Source organism: Kitasatospora sp. NPDC002543 (genome assembly GCF_053594915.1).
The window spans coordinates 1-20069 of the sequence record NZ_JBSFWR010000110.1 but is presented as its reverse complement, the minus strand read 5'-3'; the positions used below and the strand labels follow the sequence as shown (position 1 = coordinate 20069).

Sequence of the window (20069 nt, the reverse complement as noted above, 5' to 3'; positions counted from 1 at the left end):
GCGGAAGGTGGTGCGCGCGGCAGCGGTGTGCCGGGGCAAGCCGGGCGGCTGTGGGGGGAGACAGCCCGGTGACAGGGCGTTCTCAGCCCTGTCGGCCCACACATCGGGCCAGGCCGCCCTGGCCGCTGCCGAGGGCGCCGCTGCCGATGCGGCCGCCTTCCTTGTCCATGCCCGAGAACGCCTCGCTGGGCATCAGACCCAGTCCTCCTCGTCGGGTGTGCCGGTGGTGGGTGCGGTGGCGAAGGCCTCGCCCGCCATGCCGGCGGTGAGGGTGGTGCCGTCGGCCGGGTCGATGAGCAGGAACGAGCCGGTGCGGCGGTTGTCGGTGTAGCGGTCGAGGGCCAGCGGTTCGGCGGTGCGCAGGACGACGTGGCCGATGTCGTTGACGTCCAGCCCGTCGGGGGCGGGGCGCTGTTCCAGGCCCCCTTCGCCGATCGGCGCGGTGATGTCGATCCGGTAGCTGATCTCCTTGACCAGCGCCCGCACGGTGCGGGTGGTGTGCTTGAGCAGGACCTTGTCGCCGGCGCGCAGCGGCCGCTCGTCGAGGTGGCTGACGGTGGCCTCGATGTCCTTGGTGGGCACGGGCGCGGGGCCGGCGGCGATGAGGTCGCCGCGGGAGACGTCGATGTCGTCGGCGAGGCGGACGGTCACCGACTGGGGGGCCCAGGCGACGTCGCTCTCGCGGCCCAGGGCGTCGATCCCGGCGACGGTGCTGGTGCGCCCGGAGGGCAGCACCGTGACGGTGTCGCCGACCCGCAGCACGCCGGAGGCCAACTGGCCCGCGTAGCCGCGGTAGTCGGGGTGTTCCTCGGTCTGCGGGCGGATCACGTACTGGACGGGGAAGCGGGCCGGCCGGTCGCTCGGGTCGCTGCCGACCGGGACGGTCTCCAGGTGCTCCAGCAGCGTCGGGCCGCCGTACCAGTCCATGTGCGCGGACGGTTCGACGACGTTGTCCCCGGCGAGGGCGGAGATCGGGACGGCGAGGACGTCCTCGACGCCGAGCGAGGCGGCGTAGGCGGTGAACTCGGCGGCGATGGCGGCGAAGACGGGCTCGGCGTAGCCGACCAGGTCCATCTTGTTGACGGCGAGGACGACGTGCGGCACGCGCAGCAGCGCGGCGACGGCGGCGTGCCGGCGGGTCTGCTCGACGACGCCGTGGCGGGCGTCGACGAGGACGACGGCGAGCTCGGCCGTGGAGGCCCCGGTGACCATGTTGCGGGTGTACTGCACGTGGCCGGGGGTGTCGGCGAGGATGAACCGGCGCCGCGGCGTGGCGAAGTAGCGGTAGGCCACGTCGATGGTGATGCCCTGCTCGCGCTCGGCGCGCAGGCCGTCGGTGAGCAGCGCGAGGTCGGGGGTCTCCTGGCCGCGGCTGCGGGAGGCGTGCTCGACGGCCTCCAGCTGGTCGGCGAGCACGGACTTCGAGTCGTGCAGGAGGCGGCCGACGAGGGTGGACTTGCCGTCGTCGACGGAGCCGGCGGTGGCGAAGCGCAGCAGCGAGGTGGCGGTGGCGTGCTGGGCGGTGGTGCTGGTCATGGTTAGAAGTACCCCTCGCGCTTGCGGTCTTCCATCGCGGCCTCGGAGAGCTTGTCGTCGGCGCGGGTGGCGCCGCGCTCGGTGAGGCGGGAGGCGGCGATCTCGGCGATGACGGCCTCGATGGTGGTGGCGTCGGAGTCGACGGCGCCGGTGCAGGACATGTCGCCCACCGTGCGGTAGCGGATCAGCCGCCGCTCGACGGGCTCGTGGTCCTTGGGGCCGCCCCAGTCGCCGGCGGTCAGCCACATGCCGCTGCGGGCGAAGACGTCGCGCTCGTGGGCGTAGTAGATCTCCGGGAGCTCGATGCCCTCGCGCTCGATGTACTGCCAGACGTCCAGCTCGGTCCAGTTGGACAGCGGGAAGACCCGCACGTGCTCGCCGACCGCGTGGCGGCCGTTGTACAGCGACCACAGCTCGGGGCGCTGGCGGCGCGGGTCCCAGGCGCCGAACTCGTCGCGCAGCGAGAAGACGCGCTCCTTGGCGCGGGCCTTCTCCTCGTCGCGGCGGCCGCCGCCGAAGACGGCGTCGAAGCGGTTCGTCTCGATGGCGTCCAGCAGGGGGACGGTCTGCAGCGGGTTGCGGGTGCCGTCGGGGCGCTCGCGCAGCACGCCGCGGTCGATGAAGTCCTGGACGTGGGCGACGTGCAGGCGCAGGCCGTGCCGCGCGGCGACGCGGTCGCGGTAGGCGATGACCTCGGGGAAGTTGTGCCCGGTGTCGACGTGCAGCAGCGAGAACGGGATCGCGGCGGGCGCGAAGGCCTTGAGCGCCAGGTGCAGCATGACGATGGAGTCCTTGCCGCCGGAGAACAGGATCACCGGGCGTTCGAACTCCCCCGCGACCTCGCGGAAGATGTGCACCGACTCGGCCTCCAGCGCGTCCAGGTGGGACAGCGCGAACGGGCTCCGCGGGTCCTGCTCGGGCGCGCCGGTGCGGCCCGGGGTGTCGGTCGCGGTGGTCATGCCAGGCCCCTCTCGGTCAGGAAGACGTGCAGTTCGGCGGCGGACTCGGCCACCTCGCGGCCCTGGGTCTGCAGGCGCAGCTCCGGGTCCCGCGGCACCTCGTACGGGTCGTCGACGCCGGTCAGACCGGAGATCTCCCCGGCGGCCTGCTTCGCGTACAGGCCCTTGACGTCGCGCTCGGCGCACAGCTCGACCGGGGTCGCGACGTGCACCTCCAGGAACTCGGTGCCGTTGGCGCCGTGGTGCTCGCGCACCGCGGCCCGGGCGTCCGCGAACGGGGCGATCACCGGGGCCAGCACCTTCACGCCGTGGGAGGCGAGCTTCTCGGCGACGAAGCCGATCCGGGTCACGTTGGTGTGGCGGTCCTCGCGGGAGAAGCCGAGGCCCTTGGAGAGGAACGCGCGGATCTCGTCGCCGTCCAGGACCTCGACCCGGTGGCCCTCGGCGCGCAGCCGCCCGGCGAGGGCGAGGGCGAGGGTGGTCTTGCCGGCGCTGGGCAGCCCGGTCAGCCACACGGTGGCGCCGCGCTCGCAGGGGGCGGCCGTGCGGGCCGCCTCTGCGGCGGGGTCGGCGGCCTGGGTGTGAGCTGTCACGGTGTCTTCCTTACACGGTGGGGGCGGTGCCCGGACGGTCGGCGCCCGGGCGGTCGGGGTCTCAGAGGTGGATGCCGCACTCCGTCTTGCCGGAGCCGGACCAGCGGCCGGCCCGGGCGTCCTCGCCCTCGGCGGGCTTGCGGGTGCAGGACGGCGGGGAGCAGCCGATCGACGGGTAGCCCTCCCACAGCAGCGGGTTGAGCAGCACCCCGTTGGCGGCGACGTAGGCGTCCACGTCCTCCTGCGTCCAGCGGGCGATCGGGGCGATCTTGACCTTGCGGCGCTTCGGGTCCCAGGACACCACCGGGGTGTTCGCCCGGGTCGGCGACTCGTCGCGGCGCAGCCCCGTGGCCCAGGCGTCGTAGCCGGCCAGGCCCCGGTTGAGCGGCTCGACCTTGCGCAGCGCGCAGCACAGGTCCGGGTCGCGGTCGTGCAGGTTCGGCCCGTGCTCGGCGTCCTGCTCGGCCACCGTGCGCAGCGGGGTGAGCGTGATGACGTTGACCGGCATGGTCGCGGCCACCGCGTCGCGCGTCCCGATGGTCTCCGGGAAGTGGTAGCCGGTGTCCAGGAACACCACGTCCACCCCCGGGAACACCGAGGACGCCAGGTGCGCCACCACCGCGTCCTCCATCGAGGAGGTGACGCAGAACCGCCGGCCGAAGGTGTCGGCGGCCCACCGGAGGACCTCCTGCGCGGTGGCCTCCTCCAGTTCCCGGCCGGCCCGCTCGGCCAGGGCCGCGTGGTCAGTCGCGGTGCTGCTCATGTGACGTACCCCCGTGGTCGGTCGGTGACAGCAGGCCGAGGAACTTCAGCTGGAAGGCGCGGCGGCAGCCGTGGCACTCCCAGGCGCCGTGCCCGGCCTCGGAGGGGCGCAGGTCCTCGTCCCCGCAGTACGGGCAGAAGAAAGGGGCCGCTCGCTCGCTCACGACAGCTGCTCCTCGGTCGCCCGGGCCGCCCACTGGGCGAAGCGCTCGCCCTCGGCGCGGTCGCCCCGGTAGCGGGTCAGCACACGCTCGACGTAGTCGGCCAGGCCCGCGCTGGTGACCTTGAGGCCGCGGACCTTGCGGCCGAAGCCGGCCTCCAGGCCGAGCGCGCCGCCGAGGTGCACCTGGTAGCCCTCGACCTGGTCGCCGTGCTCGTCGGTGACCAGCTGGCCCTTGAGGCCGATGTCGGCGACCTGGATGCGGGCGCAGGCGTTCGGGCAGCCGTTGATGTTGATGGTCAGCGGCTCGGTGAAGTCCGGCAGGCGCTGCTCCAGCTCGTCGATGAGCGTGCGGCCGCGCTCCTTGGTCTCGACGATGGCGAGCTTGCAGTACTCGATGCCGGTGCAGGCCATGGTGCCGCGGCGGAACGGCGAGGGGGTGACCCGCAGGTCGAGCTCCTCCAGGCCGGCCACCACGGAGTCGACGTGCTCCTCGGCGATGTCGAGGACGAGCATCTTCTGCTCGGCGGTGGTGCGCACCCGGTCGCTGCCGTGGGCGGCGGCGAGGTCGGCGATCCGGCCGAGCAGCTTGCCGTCGACCCGGCCGACGCGCGGCGCGAAGCCGATGTAGAACTTCCCGTCCTTCTGCCGGTGGACGCCGACGTGGTCGCGCCAGCGGGCGGCGGGCTCGGCCGGGGCGGGGCCGTCGACCAGCGCGCGCTTCAGGTACTCGTCCTCCAGGACCCGGCGGAACTTCTCCACGCCCCAGTCGGCGACCAGGAACTTCAGCCGGGCGCGGTTGCGCAGGCGCCGGTAGCCGTAGTCGCGGAAGATCCCGATGACGCCGCCGAAGACGTCCGGCACCTCGTCCAGCGGCACCCACGCGCCGAGCCGCACACCCAGCTTGGGGTTGGTGGACAGGCCGCCGCCGACCCACAGGTCGAAGCCGGGCCCGTGCTCGGGGTGGACAACGCCGACGAAGGAGATGTCGTTGATCTCGTGCGCGACGTCCAGCAGCGGGGAGCCGGAGACCGCGGACTTGAACTTGCGCGGCAGGTTGGAGAAGTCCGGGTTGCCGATGAAACGGCGCTGGATCTCCTCGATGGCGGGCGTGCCGTCGATGATCTCGTCCTCGGCGATGCCGGCCACCGGGGAGCCGAGGATGACGCGCGGGGTGTCGCCGCAGGCCTCGGTGGTGGACAGGCCGACGGCCTCCAGCTTCTGCCAGATCGCCGGGACGTCCTCGATCCGGATCCAGTGGTACTGGATGTTCTGGCGGTCGGTCAGGTCGGCGGTGCCGCGGGCGTACTGCTCGGAGACCTCGGCGATCGCCCGCAGCTGGGGGACGGTCAGCCGTCCGCCGTCGATGCGCACCCGGAGCATGAAGAACTCGGCGTCCAGCTCGTGCGGGTCCAGGATCGCGGTCTTGCCGCCGTCGATGCCCTCCTTGCGCTGGGTGTAGAGGCCCCACCAGCGCATCCGGCCGCGCAGGTCGGCGGGGTCGATCGAGTCGAAGCCCCGCTTCGCGTAGATCGTCTCAATGCGTGTCCGCACATTGAGACCGTCGTCGTCCTTCTTGAACTGCTCGTTGGCGTTCAGCGGGGTGAAGTGCCCCATGCCCCACTGGCCCTCGCCGCGGTGGCGGGTCACCTTGCGGGCCGCCGCGGGGCGTCGCTCGGCGGGGCGGTCGGCCGTGGGCTCGACGGTCTCGGGGGAGGTGGCCATGGTGAAGTCCTTCGGGGCGGGTGGCGCTGGCGCCGAATGGGTCGCGGGGCGTGCTCGGCCGAACGGTGCTGCTCTGACCTGCGGATTTCTCAAGGCCTTGAGGGCAGTGACCAGGACCGGGCGGGCGCCTGCGCATCCGCGGCGGCGGGGATGGCGGGAGGATCGGCGCCGGGTGCGGGGAGCGGCGGAGTGGGAGCTCAGGTCACCGGACAGATGGCGCTGGACACGCGAAGGAGATCGACGTGGAGTCGACCTACTAGGGTGGTTCCGGCGCTAGGCATGGCAAGAGATTCGCACGGCGCGGGACTCGCGGTCCACTAACATCCGAATGTTGGACGCTGACGTATCGTCATGTGGGACAACCGGGCGTTCCCGCCGCTCCCCGCCCGGCGTCCCTCCGCGGGCCCGGCCGCGCGTCCGGCCGACGTCCTCCACGGGCCCGGCCGCGCGTCCGGCCATTGGCCCGCGCACGCGCCCGTACCCCCGGGGAGATCAACCGCCGGGCCCCGGCCCGATACGGTTGGCCCTGTGCAAGCAGCAGGCGATACGAGCAGAACGAACGCCGAGCGGCCCTCCCGGCGCAGGGGCAAGGGCTCCCGGCGCGCGGTCAAACAGGCCACCTGGCGCCGTACGGCGTGGGAACTGGTGAAGGACACCACCAACACCTGCGTCGAGTACCGGGTCACCGGGCTGGCCGCGGAAGCGGCCTTCTTCACCCTGCTGTCGATCCCGCCGCTGCTGCTCGGCCTCGCCGGCACCCTCGGCTACCTCGACCAGTTCCTCGACGCGGGCACCATCGACCGGCTCAAGCACGACATCGTCGCGGCCTCCGGGACGGTGCTGTCGGACTCCTCCGTCAACGACGTCGTGGTCCCGCTGCTGAACCAGGTGTTCGACACCGCCCGGCCCGACCTCGTCTCGATCGGCTTCCTGCTGTCGCTGTGGTCCGGCTCCAGGGCCCTCTACATCTTCATCGACACCATCACCGTCATGTACGGGCTGGACGGCAAGCGGGGCATCGTCAAGACCCGGACGATGTCGCTCGGCCTCTACCTCGGGGCCCTGGTGATCGGCTCGCTGGTGCTGCCGCTGCTGATGGCCGGGCCCGGGCTGCTGGAGAACGCCGTGCCCGGGGTCGCCGGGCTGGTCGGCGCCCTCTACTGGCCGGTCGCGATCGTGCTGCTGATCGTCTCGCTGACCACCCTCTACCACCTGGCCGTCCCGGTCTCGACCCCGTGGCGCGAGGACATCCCCGGCGCCCTGGTCGCCCTGGTGGTGCTGGTCTTCTGCAGCATCGGCCTGCGGGTCTACCTGGTCAGCTCGGTCGAGGGCCCCTCCGTGTACGGCTCGCTGGCGGCGCCGGTGGCCGTCCTGCTGTGGATCTTCGTGGTGGCGCTCGCCGTGCTCATCGGCGCCGCGATGAACGCCGCGATAGACCGCCGCTGGCCCACCCTGGAGACCGCCGACGCGCGCGCCGAGAACGAGCGCGCCCAGGAGGAGGCCGCCGCCGCGGTGGTCCGCGAGGTCGCCGCCCGGCGGGCCGTCGAACGGGCCCGGCGCGCCCGCGAACTCGGGCTCGCCGAGGGCGTCGAGGAGGAGTGGGGCGAGGACGAGGGCGAGGACGTCGACGTGCCCTCCGAGTACCCGGAGCGGTGGGCCGACGTCCTCGCCGCCGACAACGTGCGCGGCCGGCTCACCGCCCGGGGCGGGCCGCACCACCGGCCGGCCCCGCCGCCGCCGGACAGCGACCGGCCGGGCGAGGGGCCGGCGGGCGGGACGCCGTCCGGGGGGCCGCCGCAGCCGCCGTCGGGTCCGCCGCCGTCGGGTACGCAGCCGGGGCCGCCCGGGCAGCAGGTGCCCGGGTATCCGCCGCGGCCCCCCCGGCCGCCGTGGGAACAGCGGTAGGCGGGACGGGCAGGACGGAACGGACAGGATCAGGACCGGAACCAGGACAGGACGGACAGGGCGGACGGGCGGGGCCCCTCCCGCGGGTGCGGGAGGGGCCCTGTCGCGTCAGTGGGCCGGCCGGTCGGCGGCCCGGTCCGGCGGATGGCCGTGGCCGTGGGTGGGGTGAGGCTCGGTCGGGGCCACGGGGGCCGGGGCGGAGGTGCCGAGGGTGGCGGGCGACCGGTCCGGAGGTGGCGCCGGGGTCAGGACGGTCTGGGCCGACGGGTCGTACCGGCCGTCGGGAATGCCGTCGGGAAAGCCGTCGTAGGAGCCGCCGGGGGTGCCGCCGTTCGGGCCGGGCTCGGCCGGCGCGGCCGCCCCGACCGGGCGGGCCTGGACCGGGAGCGGTTCGGGGTCGGGCTGGGCCGGGTCCAGCGCGGTGCGTCCGGAGGAGTCGCTCAGCTTGATCAGCAGGGCCACCATCAGCCAGTTCGCCAGCAGCGACGAACCGCCGGCGGCCAGGAACGGCAGCGCCTTGCCGGTCAGCGGGACCAGCCCGCTCACCCCGCCGACCACCACGAACACCTGCAGCGCCAGCGCCGCCGACAGACCGGTGGCCAGCAGCTTGCCGAACGGGTCGGTCAGGCCGATCGCGGTGCGCAGACCGCGCTGGATCAGCAGCACGTAGACCAGCAGGATCGCCGTCACCCCGGCCAGGCCCAGCTCCTCGCCGATGGTGGTGAAGATGAAGTCGCTGCGCCCGGCGAAGCCGATCAGCCAGGGCCGTCCGGAGCCGAGACCGGTCCCGGTGAGGTGCCCGGTGCCCAGACTGAACAGCGCCTCGGCGGGCTGTTCGGAGATCGCCTTGTCGTGCACCGGCTTGTAGTAGTCGAGCGGGTGCAGCCAGGCCTCGACCCGGCCGTGCACGTGGGGTTCGACGGTGCCGACCACGGCCGCGCCGCCGACCGCCATCAGCAGGCCGAGCACCACCCAGCTGGTGCGCTCCGTCGCCACGTACAGCATCACGATGAAGACACCGAAGAAGATCAGCGAGGTGCCCAGGTCGCGTTCGAAGATCAGTACCAGCAGGCTGACCACCCAGATCGCCAGCACCGGTCCGGCGTGCCGTCCGCGCGGCAGCGTCAGCCCCCAGACCTTGCGCCCGGCCAGTGCCAGGGCGTCCCGGGAGGCCATCAGGTAGCCCGCGAAGAAGATCGTGATCGCGACCTTCACGAACTCGTCCGGCTCGAAGGAGAGCCCGAACAGCCGGATCCAGCGCTTGGCGCCGAAGCTGTCGCCCGGTGAGAACACCGGCGCGGCCAGCAGGATCAGCGCACCCGCCATCAGCAGGTAGACGTAGCGCTGGAAGAAGCGGTGGTGCTTGACGAAGACGATCAGCGCGAGCGCCGCCGCCACCGAGAGGAACACCCACATCAGCTGGGAGGGCGCGGCCGGGAGCTTCTGATAGTCGCCCTTGGCGGCGTGCGCGGCCTTGTAACTGAAGTCCAGCCGGTCCAGCAGGACCAGCCCGAAGCCGGTCAGGAAGACGCTCAGCGGAAGGATCAGCGGATCGGCGTACGGCGCGAACCGGCGCACCGCCAGGTGGGCCGCCCCGGCCAGCGCGCCCAGCGACAGGGCGTGCACCGGCAGCCCGGACGGCATCCTGCCGGTGAGCGCCAGGCCGGCTTCGATGTGTCCCGCCAGACAGACGGCCACCGCGAGGGCCAGCAGGCCCAGTTCGATGTTGCGGTGGCGCGCCGCGAGCCGGCGGCCGTCGCCGCGTGCAGTCGTTCGCACCTCTAGATTTCCCCTTGTCGACCACGTGGCGGGTCTCGCCGACGGTGCATCCTGCCAGACGTTTGTGTCTTCGCCGCGGTTGCCGGAACAGGGGGTCCGAGGGCAGAACTTTGCCTGGGCAAAGCTTTGTTGGGGATCGGTAAAGCTTTGTTCAGGTGCGGGTATAGAGGTGGGCCCCGGATCCGGCGGGGCCGTCGCGCGGGGACATCATGGCCGGGCGCCGGGGAGCCCCGGCGGCGGCCCCACCGACCGGCGGGGGCCACCGGGACGAGCGGGACGAGCGGGGTGCGCGGGCGGATGGGCACGGTGGTGGACGGCGCGGCGGTCCTCCTGGGCGCGGGCCGGGGCGTCGCCCCGGTGGGCGGTCCGATGGGCGGTCCGGTCGGAGGCCCGGGTGGCGGTCCGGTCGGCCCCGCCTCGGTGCTCGCCTACAGCGGGCCGCCGGCCTGGCGGTGGTCCGACCTGGCGACCTCCTGGACGGTCGAGCCCCTGGTGCTCGTGCTCGCGGTGCTGCTCGGCGCCTGGTACCTGGCGTCGGCGCGGCGCGTCAACCGGGCGGCGGAGGGGGACGGCGGCGGGTGCTCCGCTGACGGGCGGCCGGTGGCCGGCGGGGTCGGGGGCGCGGCCGGGGGCGGCGGTGGTGAACGGCCGGTGGCCGGTTCCGGCGGCGGGTGGCCGGGCGCGGTGCCGGTCGGCGGACGCTGGCGGCCCTCCCGGACCGCGGCGTTCCTCGGCGGACTGCTGCTGTGGATCTGGTGCACCTGCTCCGGCCTCGGCGTGTACGACCGGATCCTCTTCACCGACCGGGCCGTGCAGGTCGTGCTGCTGCTGATGGTCGTCCCGCTGCTGCTCGCACTCGGCGCACCGGTCTCGCTGCTGGTCGAGGCGGCACCGGCGGCCCGGCGCGAGCGCGTCCTGCGGGCGCTGCGCAGCCGTCCGTCCAAGGTGCTGATGTTCCCGGCGGTCTCCACCGCGCTGCTGATGGCGCCGCCGTGGCTGCTCTACTTCACCCCCTGGTACGCGTGGTCGGTGTCCAGCGGGGTCGGGAACGTGGTGCTGCACCTGGCGCTGGTGCTGCTGGGCCTCGCCTACTTCTGGCCGCGCCTGCAGCTCGACCCGGTCGGGCACGAGTACCCGCACCTGGTCGGACTGTTCATCACCTTCGCCGAGGTGATCTTCGACGCCGGCCTCGGGATCGTGCTGATCTACGGCGGGCACCTGGTCGCCGAGCACCACTACGCGGCGCTCGGGCGGCCGTGGGGGCCGAGCCTGGCGCAGGATCAGACCTGGGGAGGCAACGCCTTCTGGGTGCTGGGGGACCTGGTCGGACTGCCGTTCCTGGCCGCGTTGGTGCGGCGGATGGTGGTGCAGGGGCGGGAGGAGAACGAGGCGGTGGACGCCGAGCTGGACGCCCGCTTCGCGGAGGCGGCCGCCGAGGCCCGGGCGGCCGGGCGGCCGCAGGACGAGGAGACCGGGATGCGGCCCTGGTGGCTGGACGATCCCACCCTCAAGCACCGGTACGGCGGGCAGGGGCGCTGAGGCGTCGGGTGGCCGCTGGTGGCCGCTGGTGGGCGCAGGGTGCGCGAGTGCTCGTCTGCGGCGGGCCAATTGTGGCCCCCTGGCGTCTTCCTGACCTTCCCGTGCCACGTTTCCGCAGGTCAAAAATAGGTTGGCCACAACCCCCCGCTCCGCTAGCGTGTGACACGTCCGGTTCGGGGGCCATTGGGCCGCCCGAGGAATAGAGAGCAGGAGGTGAACCCCCGTGGTCGTTGTCGCCCCGATAGCTGCCCAGGGCAGCGCTCGCGTTCACCTCCTTTTCCCGGCCGCCGGCTGAGCCCTTCGCGCCAGCCGTAGCCCGCCGGGGTCATCTCCTCCCGAAGGGCCACTGCGTTGTTCAACGCTGCCTCCGTTCCGTCGTTCTCTTCCTCCTCCTCTTCGCTCCCCACCGACGCCTCGGCGCTGACCGGCTACGGCTGGACGGCCGAGCTGGCGGAGCTGTTCACCCCGTTCGCTGAGGCCGGGCTGCTCCCGGCGCGGATCGTCCGGGTCGACCGCGGCCAGTGCGACGCCGTGATCGCCGACCCGGAGACGGGCGAGCCGTCCACCGTCCGGTTCGACACCCGGCCGGTGGGCGACGCCGACATGATCAACTGCCCGTGCACCGGCGACTGGGCGGCGGTCGACCCGTACGCCCAGCCGATGGCCTCCGTCGTCGCGCTGCTGCCGCGCTCCACCGCGATCATCCGCAAGGTGGCCGGCAAGCGTTCCGACGGCCAGGTGCTGGCCGCCAACGTCGACACCGTGCTGATCGCCTCCTCCCTCGCGACCGATCCCGACCTCGGGCGGATCGAGCGCTTCCTCGCCCTGGCCTGGGAGTCCGGCGCCGAACCGCTGGTCGTCCTCACCAAGGCCGACCTCGTCGACGACGCCGACTTCATCCGGTCCGACGTCGAGGCCGTCGCCCCCGGGGTCACGGTCGTCGTGGTGAGCGCCGAGACGGGCGAGGGCATGGACGTGCTCCGCGCCTGCACCCCCGGTACCACCGCGGTGATCGGCCAGTCCGGCGTCGGCAAGTCCACGCTCACCAACGCGCTGGTCGGCTCGGACGTGATGACGGTCCAGGAGGCCCGCGCGGTCGACCAGAAGGGCCGCCACACCACGACCACCCGCGAACTCATACCGCTGCCGGGCGGGGGCGTGCTGATCGACACCCCCGGGCTGCGCGAGGTCGGCCTCTACGGTGGCGAGGGCGTGGACCTGGCCTTCGCCGACATCGCCGAGCTGGCCGAGGACTGCCGCTTCCACGACTGCGGCCACCACACCGAGCCCGGCTGCGCGGTGCAGGCGGCGCTGGCCGACGGCACCCTGCCCCAGCGCCGGATGGAGAGCTACCTCAAGCTCCAGCGCGAGAACGACTGGATCGCCTCGCGTACGGACGCCCGAGTGGCCAAGGCGCGGCTGAAGAAGTGGAAGACGATCAGCAAGTCGATGCGAGCCGCGGGAGGTCCGGTGAAGCGATGAGCCCCGGCGCCGGCCGGCCGCCGCACGGCGGCCGCCGTGCGGCCCCGGTCGGGCCCGTCCGGTTCGGCTTCAGCGAAGGTCGGTGGCCACTCGGAAGCGCTGCAGGACCACCGGGGTGCTGTCGTCCACGGTGAAACCCGGGTCGTCGAGGGCGTCGAGCATCTCCGGGCTGCTCCAGAACCGCTCGTGCACCGCGCGCCACTCGGCCACGCTGGTGCACCCCTCGCCCTCGTCCAGGGCGTGCTGGAGGTCGACCTCCGCGAGCGGGACCACCCGGACGTCCGTGGTCTCGATCACGGCGACCCTGCGGCCGTCCGAGTCGAGGACCGCGGAGCGTTCACCGGGCAGCGGCAGGGGCTCGCCCTCGTGCTCGTAGTCGGCGACCAGGCCGGTGGTGCTGGTCTTGACGCCGGCGAGGATCGCGGCGACCAGCTGGTCCCGCAGCGGGCCGGGAAACGCGAACTCCGACGGAGGCAGGGCGACGACGCGCGGGTCGTCCGGGCCGGTGTAGGACTGCTGCTCGCTCATGCCGCGAGGTTAACGGCGGGACGTCCTGCGAGCTCGTGAATTTCGGGCGGTGGGCCGGTGGGCCGGTGGGCCGGTGGGGCCTGCGGGGTGCCCGGGGTGCCTGGGTACCCGGGCTCGGGCCCTGGTGCCCGGCCGGTCCCGGTCCCGCCTCGGTCCTGGCCCCGGCTGTGCCTCGGCCCTGATTCTGCCCTGGCCCTGGCCCTGGGGCTGGGGCTGGCTGGGCCTCGGGCTTGGCTGGGCCTCGGCCTCCACACCGAGCTCGGCCATGGGCGCCGGGTACGGGTTTCGGAGCGTAGGCCCGTGGCCCCTGGCCCGTGGGGGTGAGGTGGTGGGTAGAGAGTGGCGGTGGGAGGGGGGAGGGGGAGGGGGGGGGAGGGGGAGGGCCCCCGAAGCGGCGATCAACGGCGATGTCCGATTCCCGCCAGTCACCCCCCGCCCAGTGCCGCAGACTGGACATCGTGATCGACGACGACATCCGGTACCGAGCCGTGGACAGCCGCGACTCCCGCTTCGACGGGGTCTTCTTCACGGCGGTCACCTCCACCGGCATCTACTGCCGTCCGAGCTGCCCCGCCGTGACTCCCAAGCGGGTCAACTGCGTCTTCTACCCGAGCGCCGCGGCCGCTCAGGGGGCGGGCTTCCGCGCCTGCCGCCGCTGCCGGCCCGACTCCGTGCCGGGCTCGCCCGAGTGGAACCACCGCGCCGACCTGGTCGGCCGGGCGATGCGCCTGATCGGCGACGGCGTGGTGGATCGCGAGGGCGTCGGCGGACTGGCCGGCCGCCTCGGCTACAGCTCCCGCCAGCTGCAGCGCCAGCTGACCGCGGAGCTGGGCGCCGGTCCGATCGCGCTGGCCCGTGCCCGCCGCGCGCAGACCGCCCGCCTGCTCCTCCAGACCACTGAACTGCCCGTCACCGACATCGCGTTCGCGGCCGGCTTCGCCTCCGTCCGCCAGTTCAACGACACCGTGCGCGAGGTCTACGACCGCACCCCGAGCGGCCTGCGCGCCGAGGTCGCGGCCGGCCGCCGCACCGCGACCCCGGCCGGCGGCCTCACGCTGCGCCTCGCCTACCGCGGCGCGCTGGACAGCGAGCACCTGATCGACTTCCTCGCCCTGCGCGCCGTCCCCGGTGTCGAGGAGGTCGTCCCCGGCGCGCGCCCCGGCGTGCGCGTGTACCGCCGCACCCTCGCGCTCCCGTACGGCCACGGCATCGCCGAGGTCGACGGCCTGGCGCCGGGCGAGCCGCCCACCCGCGGCTGGCTCGACTGCCGCCTGCTGCTCGCCGACCTGCGCGATCTGCCGACCGCCGTCCAGCGACTGCGCGTCCTCTTCGACCTGGACGCCGACCCGCTGGCGATCGACGAGCAGCTCGGCGCGGACCCGTTGCTGGGCCCGCTGGTCCGCGAGCGCCCCGGCCTGCGCTCGCCCGGCCACGTGGACCCGCACGAGCTCGCCGTGCGCGCGGTCCTCGGCCAGCAGATCAGTGTCGTCGCGGCCCGCACCCTGGCGGGACGGCTCGCCGCGAAGTACGGCACCGAGCTGCCCGAGCCCAGTGGCGGCCTGCGTCTGCTCTTCCCGACGGCGGCGGCCCTGGCCACCGCCGACCCGGAGGACTTCGCGATGCCCGCCTCCCGTCGGCGCGCGCTCACCGGCCTGTGCGCCGCGCTGGCCGAGGGCGTGGTCCGGCTCGACAGCGGGGTCGACCGGGAGGAGGCCGCGGCCGGCCTGCTGGGCCTGCCCGGCATCGGCCCCTGGACGGTCGGCTACCTGCGGATGCGGGCCCTGGCCGACCCCGACGTCTTCCTGCCGAGCGACGTGGGCGTCAAGCACGGCCTGCTCCGCCTCGGCGCCGCCGGGGACCCGAAGTCCGCCGCCCGCGCCGCCGAGGCCTGGGCCCCGTGGCGCTCCTACGCGGTCCACCGACTGTGGGCCGGCCTCGCGAGCACGGCCGCCGACGGCCCCGTCGTCAAGCGCCCCGCCGTCGAGAGCCCGGCCGCCGAGAACCTGGCCACCGACAGCATCAACAGCATCGACCCCGGCAGTACCGGCGACACCGGCGGTACGGGCACCGGAACGGAGAACGGACGAGCATGAGCACCACCGTCTACACCACCATGGAGAGCCCCTTCGGCCGGCTGCTGCTGAGCGGGGTGCTGCCGGAGGACGGCGGGCCGGCGGCGCTGGCCACCGTCACCGCGCCCGGCCAGAAGTACGCGCTGGCCGAGCCCGCCGACGACTGGGTGCTCGACCCGGAGGCGCTCGCCGAGCCGGTGGCCCAGCTGACCGCCTACTTCGAGGGCAGGCGCACCGGCTTCGACCTCCCGCTCGCCCCCGAGGGCACCGAGTTCCGCCGCCGGATCTGGGCCGCGCTGGACGAGATCCCGTACGGCAAGACCGTCACCTACGGCGAACTCGCCGAGCTGGCCGGGCAGGAGCCGCGCATGGTCCGGGCGGTCGGTGGCGCGGTGGGCGCCAATCCGCTGCTGATCGTCCGCCCCTGCCACCGGGTGCTCGGCGCCAACGGCGCGCTCACCGGCTTCGCCGCGGGCGTGGACCGCAAGCGCTGGCTGCTGGACCTGGAGGGCGGCACCCTGTTCTGACCGCCGGCCCCCGCCGGATGCCGACCGGGCCCCGCCGGACGGCCGCCGGGCCTGCGTCGGGTGCTCAACTCCGAAGGTCCACGCGCCAGTTGTTGCTGCGCATGAACCGCCCGGGCGGGAACTCGAATTCCGTCTCCCCGAGCAGGGTGAACCCGGCCTTCGCGCAGACCGCGTTGGAGGCGGGGTTGCCCACCGACGGGAAGGCGTGCAGGTAGCGGTGCGCGGCTTCGCGGCGGGCGGCCGCGACCGCCGCGCGGGCGGCGGCGACCGCGATGCCCCGGCCCTGGAAGCCGGGCAGCACGTTCCACCCCATCTCGTGGACGGTCCGCCCCTCCCACGTCCGGGTGCCGTAGCCGACCGAACCGACCGAACCGACGGAGCTGACCGAGCTGACCAAGCTGACCGAACCGACGGAGCTGACCGAACCGACCGAACCGGCGGAGCCGACGGCCTCGCCGTCGGGCAGCAGCACGATCCGGTACATGCAGCCGAGCCCGGACGGGACGAAGTCCAGGTACCGCCGGTGCCGTACGAGCAGTTGCTCCTCGCTCTCCGGCCCGCCGACGTGCTTCTTCATCTCCGGGGTGTTGATCCGGCGCAGCAGCGCGAGGTCGTCGTCCGTCCAGGGTTCGATGCGTACCTCTGCCGTGGTCATGCCGGGGACGGTAGCGCCGGGGGGCCCGGGTGACCAGTGGTTTTCAGTCGGTCGGGGGCCCCTGCTCGGGTGCGGCGGTGCCCGGCTGGGCGAGGGCGCGGGCGAGCTGGTCCAGGGCGGGCAGGGCGCCGACGACCGCCGCGCGGTCGGCCGGGTCGAGGGTGCCGAGCGCGGCGGCGATGCGGCGTTCGTGGGCGTGCTGCCAGTCGTCCAGCTGTCGCCGTCCGGCCGGGGTGAGGGCGATCCGGGCGGTGCGGCGGTCGCCGGGGTCGGCCTGGCGGTCGACGAAGCCGGCGTCGAGCAGCTTTCCGACCAGTCCGCTGACGGTGTTGGGTGCGAGCCGCTGGCGCGCGGCGAGTTCGCCGACCCGCAGTGGTGCGGCGGCCAGTGTCTGGAGGAGTTCGACCTGCGCCATCGGCAGGGACTCCCACGGGTAGTCGGTGCGGATGCTGCTGCGCAGTGCGCGGCGCAGCCGGGTGACAGTGTCGGTCAGTTGCCGGGCGTGCTCGACCGCCGGGTCGGGGCTTCCGGTGGCGGGGTCGGGAACGTGTGGTGACGACGGCATGGCGGACAGCGTATCTCCTGGTACGGGGCGGTTCGGCGGCCGGTTCGGGTGTCGGTTCAGGGGCCGGTTCGGGGGGTGGGGCCGCGCCGTGCCGTGGCTCTGCGGCGGGTCTGCGGCGGGTCTTGGGGCGGGTGTCCGTCGGGTGCCGTCCGGCACCGTCCGCACTGCGGGACCCTTCCTGTCGTAGAGCGAACTGCTCGTAGCACGAACATATCTGTATCCGATATATTTGTGGCATGAACGCCACTGCCCTTGCCTCGCGGTTGCTCACCGAGCGGCCCCGGCCGCGCGGCATAGCGGGCTGGCGCCACGCCCACTGGCTCGCGGTCGGCACGGTCTGCCTCGGCGCCTTCCTCGGCCAGCTGGACGCCAGCGTCATCGCGCTGGTCTTCCCCGCCCTCGGCCGCCACTTCGACGCGAGCTTCGCCGTCGTCGAATGGGTCGCTCTCGCCTACCTGCTGGTCCTGGTCGCCCTGCTGGCCCCGATCGGCTGGCTGTCCGACCTGGTCGGGCGCAAGACGATGTACATCGGCGGCTTCGCGGTCTTCGGCCTCTCCTCGCTGGGCGCCGGATTCGCCGGCAGCCTCTGGGTCCTGGTCGGCTGCCGCGCCGTCCAGGCGGTCGGCGCCGCGATGATGCAGGCCAACAGCGTGGCCCTGGTGGCGCGCGGCGTGCCCGAGCACGCGATGCGGCGCGCGCTCGGCATCCAGGCCTCCGCCCAGGGTCTCGGCCTGGCGCTCGGGCCCAGCCTCGGCGGGCTGCTGGTCGAACACGCCTCGTGGCGCTGGGTGTTCTGGGTCAACGTGCCGATCGCGGTGTTCGGCATCCTGGCCGGCTGGTACCTGCTGCCCCGCACCCGGGCGGCCGGCGCCCCGGCCGCCGTGCCGGGCCCCCGCCTCAACGGGTCCCCCCGCACCCCCCGCCCCTACGCGTCCCGCGCGGCCGAGTTCCGCGCGGCCGAGTCCCGCACGGCAGAGTTCCGCTCGGCCGAGTCCCGCACGCCAGAGTCCCGCGAGGACGCTCGCGTCGACCTGCCCGGCATGCTGCTGCTGACCGGCGCGACCACCTCCCTGCTGCTCGCCCTGTCCACCGCGTCCGGGCTGCCCCTGCCAGGCTGGGCGGTGGCCGCCCTGCTGCTCGTCTCCGCCGCCCTGACCGTCGCGCTGGTGCGCCAGGAGCGGCGGGCCGCCCGGCCGATCCTGGCGCCCGGACTGGTCAACACCCCGGGCGTGCGCTCCGGCCTGGCGGTGGCGCTGATCGGCTACCTGCTGCTGTTCTGCCCGCTGGTGCTGGGCCCCGTGCTGTTCGCCGGTGCCGGTGTGTCGACCGCCCACGCGGGCCTGGTGGTCACCCTGCTGCCCGCCGCGTTCGCCTTCGCCGCGACCGTCGGTGGCGGACTGCTGCCCCGGGGCTGGTCGGACGTGACCAGGTGCCGCTTCGGCGCGCTGCTCGCCGCCGCCGGACTGCTGCTGTTCGCCCTGCTGCCGGCCTCGGACGTGGCGGCGCTCCCGCTGCTGCTCGCGGGGTACGGGTTGGGCCTGCTGCTGCCCGCCAACAACGCCCTGGTGATGCGGGCGATACCGGCGCAGTGCTCGGCGGTCGGCGGCGGCATGGTCAACATGGCCCGCAGCCTCGGCACGGCGCTCGGCATGGCACTGTCCGTCCTCGGTGTCCACCTGGCGGGCGCCGAGTCCGGTGGGCGGACGGTGCTGTACCTCCTCGCCGCCGTCGCGGCGGCCGCCGCACTGCTCACCCGCCCCACCCGGGCCCGAGAAAACCGGGTGGTCACTCGCTCTTGAGGTCGTCGGCGAGGCGGCGGGCTGCTTCGGTCTCGATGGGGCCTCGGGGTTCGACCTCCCCGTCGGCGAGGCGGCCGGCCATGAGGCGGATCATCGCGACCTCGATCATCGCTTCGGCGTTGCGCGGCACCGCGACGATCTCCGGGCTCTCGCGCCCCGTGAACGTCTCCGCCCGCATCGGCTCAGCCCGAAGCACCCCGCCCGTACGGGGTGGCGGCGATGGTGGGGGGCCGCTCGGTGGTAGGCGGGGGCCTGTCGTGGCGGGTGGCGAGGACGCGCCTTTGCCCGAGGCGGCGGAGGGCGGCGTTCGACGAGGTCGTGGATCCGGTGGTCGGGCTGGTCGAGGCGTTCGGGGGTGGTGTGGGCGATGCCGAGTGGGCGCGGAAGGCGCGTGGGCGGCGGCCCTTGCCGGCCGCGGCACCCGGGTCCGTCGTTGCGGGTGCCGCCGGTCAGGGGGAAGGCGAGCGGCCGTCGAGGCCGGACTGACCCCGCCGGTCTGTCCGCCGCGCGGGCGGCCCAAGGCCCTTTGCCCGTGCCCCCTTTGGCGGTGGCGTGCCGGTGGGCGCGCACGGTCGTGGAGTCAGGCGCGGCGCAATCGCTCGATGTCGGATCGGGGCCTGTGCGGCGGCGGCGAGGGCGCGGTGGCCCGGGCGCCGTCCGCGGACCAGGGGGTCGGGCGGCCATGGGCGGTCTGTCAGGGGCCGAACACCGGTGGTCCCTGGCTCGGCCCGGTGCCGGCGGCAGTGGGCGGGCCACCGCCCAGGCCCCGGCGGATATCTCCGGTGTCCCGCGACATGGCCGACGAGCAGACGTCCCCTACGCGTCGGTGCGGGCGTTCAGTGCGTCCTGCGCGCGGTTGAGGCCGCGTCGCACCAGGGTCTCCAGGGCGTCCGCGCAGCGGTCCAACTCGACGGGCAGTGCGGCCAGTTCGTCGTCCGAGAACTTCTTCAGCACGAAGTCCCCGACGCTCTGCCCCTTCGGGGGGCGTCCGACGCCGAAGCGCAGCCGGACGAAGTCCCGGGTGCCGAGCGCCTCGCCGACGGAGCGCACGCCGTTGTGGCCGCCGGGGCCGCCGCCGCGCTTGAGTCTGGCGGAGCCGAAGGCGAAGTCCAGGTCGTCCTGCACGACCACCAGCCGTTCGACCGGGACGTCGTGGCGGCGCAGCAGGGCGGCCACCGGGCGTCCCGACAGGTTGATGGACCACAGCGGCTTGGCCAGCAGCACCCGGTGGCCGTCGACGCCGATCTCGGTGGCCAGGGTGGCGATTCCGCGTCGGCGGAAGCGGGCGCCGTGCCGTTCGGCCAGCCGGTCCACGGCCAGGAAGCCGGCGTTGTGGCGGGTGAGCCGGAACCACGGGCCGGGGTTGCCCAGTCCGGCGATCAGCCAGGGGGCGTCGGGGGTCATGCGGGGCTCTCCGAAGGGGTGGGGGGAAGACGGCGGACGGCCGGGGCGCGGCGGGGACGGTACGGGACCGTCCCCGCCG

The 20069-nt window shown here is 74.0% G+C and carries 19 protein-coding genes; 6 read left to right on the top strand and 13 right to left on the bottom strand.

Going from position 1 to position 20069, the window contains the following annotated elements:
• Window positions 1-192: 192 nt before the first annotated feature.
• From ACWD4P_RS32120 to ACWD4P_RS32090, 7 genes are all read right to left on the bottom strand, one after another.
• Window positions 193-1536 carry a sulfate adenylyltransferase subunit 1 gene (locus ACWD4P_RS32120; protein WP_359825996.1) on the bottom strand — a complete coding sequence of 448 codons (1344 nt, stop codon included), beginning with the start codon at window positions 1534-1536 and terminating at the stop codon, window positions 193-195.
• Between the two features lie 2 nt (window positions 1537-1538).
• Window positions 1539-2495, bottom strand: coding sequence for a sulfate adenylyltransferase subunit CysD (cysD, locus tag ACWD4P_RS32115; protein ID WP_449782070.1), 957 nt, complete (start codon window positions 2493-2495; stop codon window positions 1539-1541).
• Entirely contained in the window at window positions 2492-3088 is a 597-nt protein-coding gene (gene cysC, locus ACWD4P_RS32110) for an adenylyl-sulfate kinase (protein ID WP_449782069.1), read from the bottom strand. The genes cysD and cysC overlap by 4 nt, the downstream gene beginning before the upstream one ends.
• A 61-nt stretch (window positions 3089-3149) precedes the next feature.
• On the bottom strand, window positions 3150-3851 hold the full coding sequence (locus ACWD4P_RS32105; protein WP_449782068.1) for a phosphoadenylyl-sulfate reductase: 702 nt from the start codon (window positions 3849-3851) through the stop codon (window positions 3150-3152).
• Complete coding sequence (locus ACWD4P_RS32100; RefSeq protein ID WP_359826007.1) at window positions 3832-4014, bottom strand: hypothetical protein; 183 nt, start codon at window positions 4012-4014, stop codon at window positions 3832-3834. Before ACWD4P_RS32100 ends, ACWD4P_RS32105 begins: the two co-directional genes overlap by 20 nt.
• Window positions 4011-5735, bottom strand: a complete 1725-nt coding sequence (locus ACWD4P_RS32095; RefSeq protein WP_449782067.1) for a nitrite/sulfite reductase — start codon at window positions 5733-5735, stop codon at window positions 4011-4013. The genes ACWD4P_RS32100 and ACWD4P_RS32095 overlap by 4 nt, the downstream gene beginning before the upstream one ends.
• 197 nt (window positions 5736-5932) lie before the next feature.
• Window positions 5933-6016: a putative leader peptide gene (locus ACWD4P_RS32090; RefSeq protein ID WP_310593185.1), complete on the bottom strand. Its 84-nt coding sequence runs from the start codon at window positions 6014-6016 to the stop codon at window positions 5933-5935.
• A 247-nt stretch (window positions 6017-6263) separates the two neighbouring features.
• Between ACWD4P_RS32090 and ACWD4P_RS32085 the strand changes: the two genes are divergently transcribed.
• Window positions 6264-7640: a YihY/virulence factor BrkB family protein gene (locus ACWD4P_RS32085; protein WP_449782066.1), complete on the top strand. Its 1377-nt coding sequence runs from the start codon at window positions 6264-6266 to the stop codon at window positions 7638-7640.
• A gap of 108 nt (window positions 7641-7748) precedes the next feature.
• Here the strand turns inward: ACWD4P_RS32085 and ACWD4P_RS32080 are convergent, their stop codons facing one another.
• Window positions 7749-9419: an FtsW/RodA/SpoVE family cell cycle protein gene (locus ACWD4P_RS32080; protein WP_449782065.1), complete on the bottom strand. Its 1671-nt coding sequence runs from the start codon at window positions 9417-9419 to the stop codon at window positions 7749-7751.
• Between the two features lie 297 nt (window positions 9420-9716).
• Here ACWD4P_RS32080 and ACWD4P_RS32075 point away from each other — a divergent pair, with 297 nt between their 5' ends.
• Together ACWD4P_RS32075 and rsgA are read left to right on the top strand one after the other, a co-directional pair.
• Window positions 9717-10958, top strand: coding sequence for a cytochrome c oxidase assembly protein (locus ACWD4P_RS32075; RefSeq protein WP_449782064.1), 1242 nt, complete (start codon window positions 9717-9719; stop codon window positions 10956-10958).
• A gap of 351 nt (window positions 10959-11309) precedes the next feature.
• Window positions 11310-12440, top strand: coding sequence for a ribosome small subunit-dependent GTPase A (gene rsgA / locus ACWD4P_RS32070; protein ID WP_359829441.1), 1131 nt, complete (start codon window positions 11310-11312; stop codon window positions 12438-12440).
• Between the two features lie 69 nt (window positions 12441-12509).
• On the opposite strand, the gene ACWD4P_RS32065 is transcribed toward rsgA, so the two are convergent.
• Entirely contained in the window at window positions 12510-12968 is a 459-nt protein-coding gene (locus ACWD4P_RS32065) for an ASCH domain-containing protein (RefSeq protein ID WP_359829440.1), read from the bottom strand.
• Between the two features lie 407 nt (window positions 12969-13375).
• Between ACWD4P_RS32065 and ACWD4P_RS32060 the strand changes: the two genes are divergently transcribed.
• On the top strand, window positions 13376-15061 hold the full coding sequence (locus ACWD4P_RS32060; protein ID WP_449782063.1) for a DNA-3-methyladenine glycosylase 2 family protein: 1686 nt from the start codon (window positions 13376-13378) through the stop codon (window positions 15059-15061).
• Entirely contained in the window at window positions 15058-15567 is a 510-nt protein-coding gene (locus ACWD4P_RS32055; RefSeq protein ID WP_359829438.1) for a methylated-DNA--[protein]-cysteine S-methyltransferase, read from the top strand. The genes ACWD4P_RS32060 and ACWD4P_RS32055 overlap by 4 nt, the downstream gene beginning before the upstream one ends.
• A gap of 64 nt (window positions 15568-15631) precedes the next feature.
• Here ACWD4P_RS32055 and ACWD4P_RS32050 read toward each other — a convergent pair whose 3' ends face one another.
• The gene (locus ACWD4P_RS32050; protein ID WP_449782062.1) at window positions 15632-16222 is read right to left on the bottom strand and encodes a GNAT family N-acetyltransferase; all 591 of its coding nucleotides are present in this window, start codon (window positions 16220-16222) and stop codon (window positions 15632-15634) included.
• Window positions 16223-16265: 43 nt separating this feature from the next.
• The gene (locus ACWD4P_RS32045) at window positions 16266-16787 is read right to left on the bottom strand and encodes a MarR family winged helix-turn-helix transcriptional regulator (RefSeq protein WP_359829436.1); all 522 of its coding nucleotides are present in this window, start codon (window positions 16785-16787) and stop codon (window positions 16266-16268) included.
• Between the two features lie 236 nt (window positions 16788-17023).
• Between ACWD4P_RS32045 and ACWD4P_RS32040 the strand changes: the two genes are divergently transcribed.
• On the top strand, window positions 17024-18586 hold the full coding sequence (locus tag ACWD4P_RS32040; RefSeq protein ID WP_449782061.1) for an MFS transporter: 1563 nt from the start codon (window positions 17024-17026) through the stop codon (window positions 18584-18586).
• Here ACWD4P_RS32040 and ACWD4P_RS32035 read toward each other — a convergent pair.
• A complete protein-coding gene (locus ACWD4P_RS32035) occupies window positions 18573-18764 on the bottom strand; it encodes a hypothetical protein (RefSeq protein WP_449782060.1) in 192 nt (63 codons plus the stop codon). The genes ACWD4P_RS32040 and ACWD4P_RS32035 overlap by 14 nt on opposite strands.
• Before the next feature lie 638 nt (window positions 18765-19402).
• Window positions 19403-19990 carry an aminoacyl-tRNA hydrolase gene (gene pth / locus ACWD4P_RS32030; RefSeq protein ID WP_449782059.1) on the bottom strand — a complete coding sequence of 196 codons (588 nt, stop codon included), beginning with the start codon at window positions 19988-19990 and terminating at the stop codon, window positions 19403-19405.
• Window positions 19991-20069: the final 79 nt, after the last annotated feature.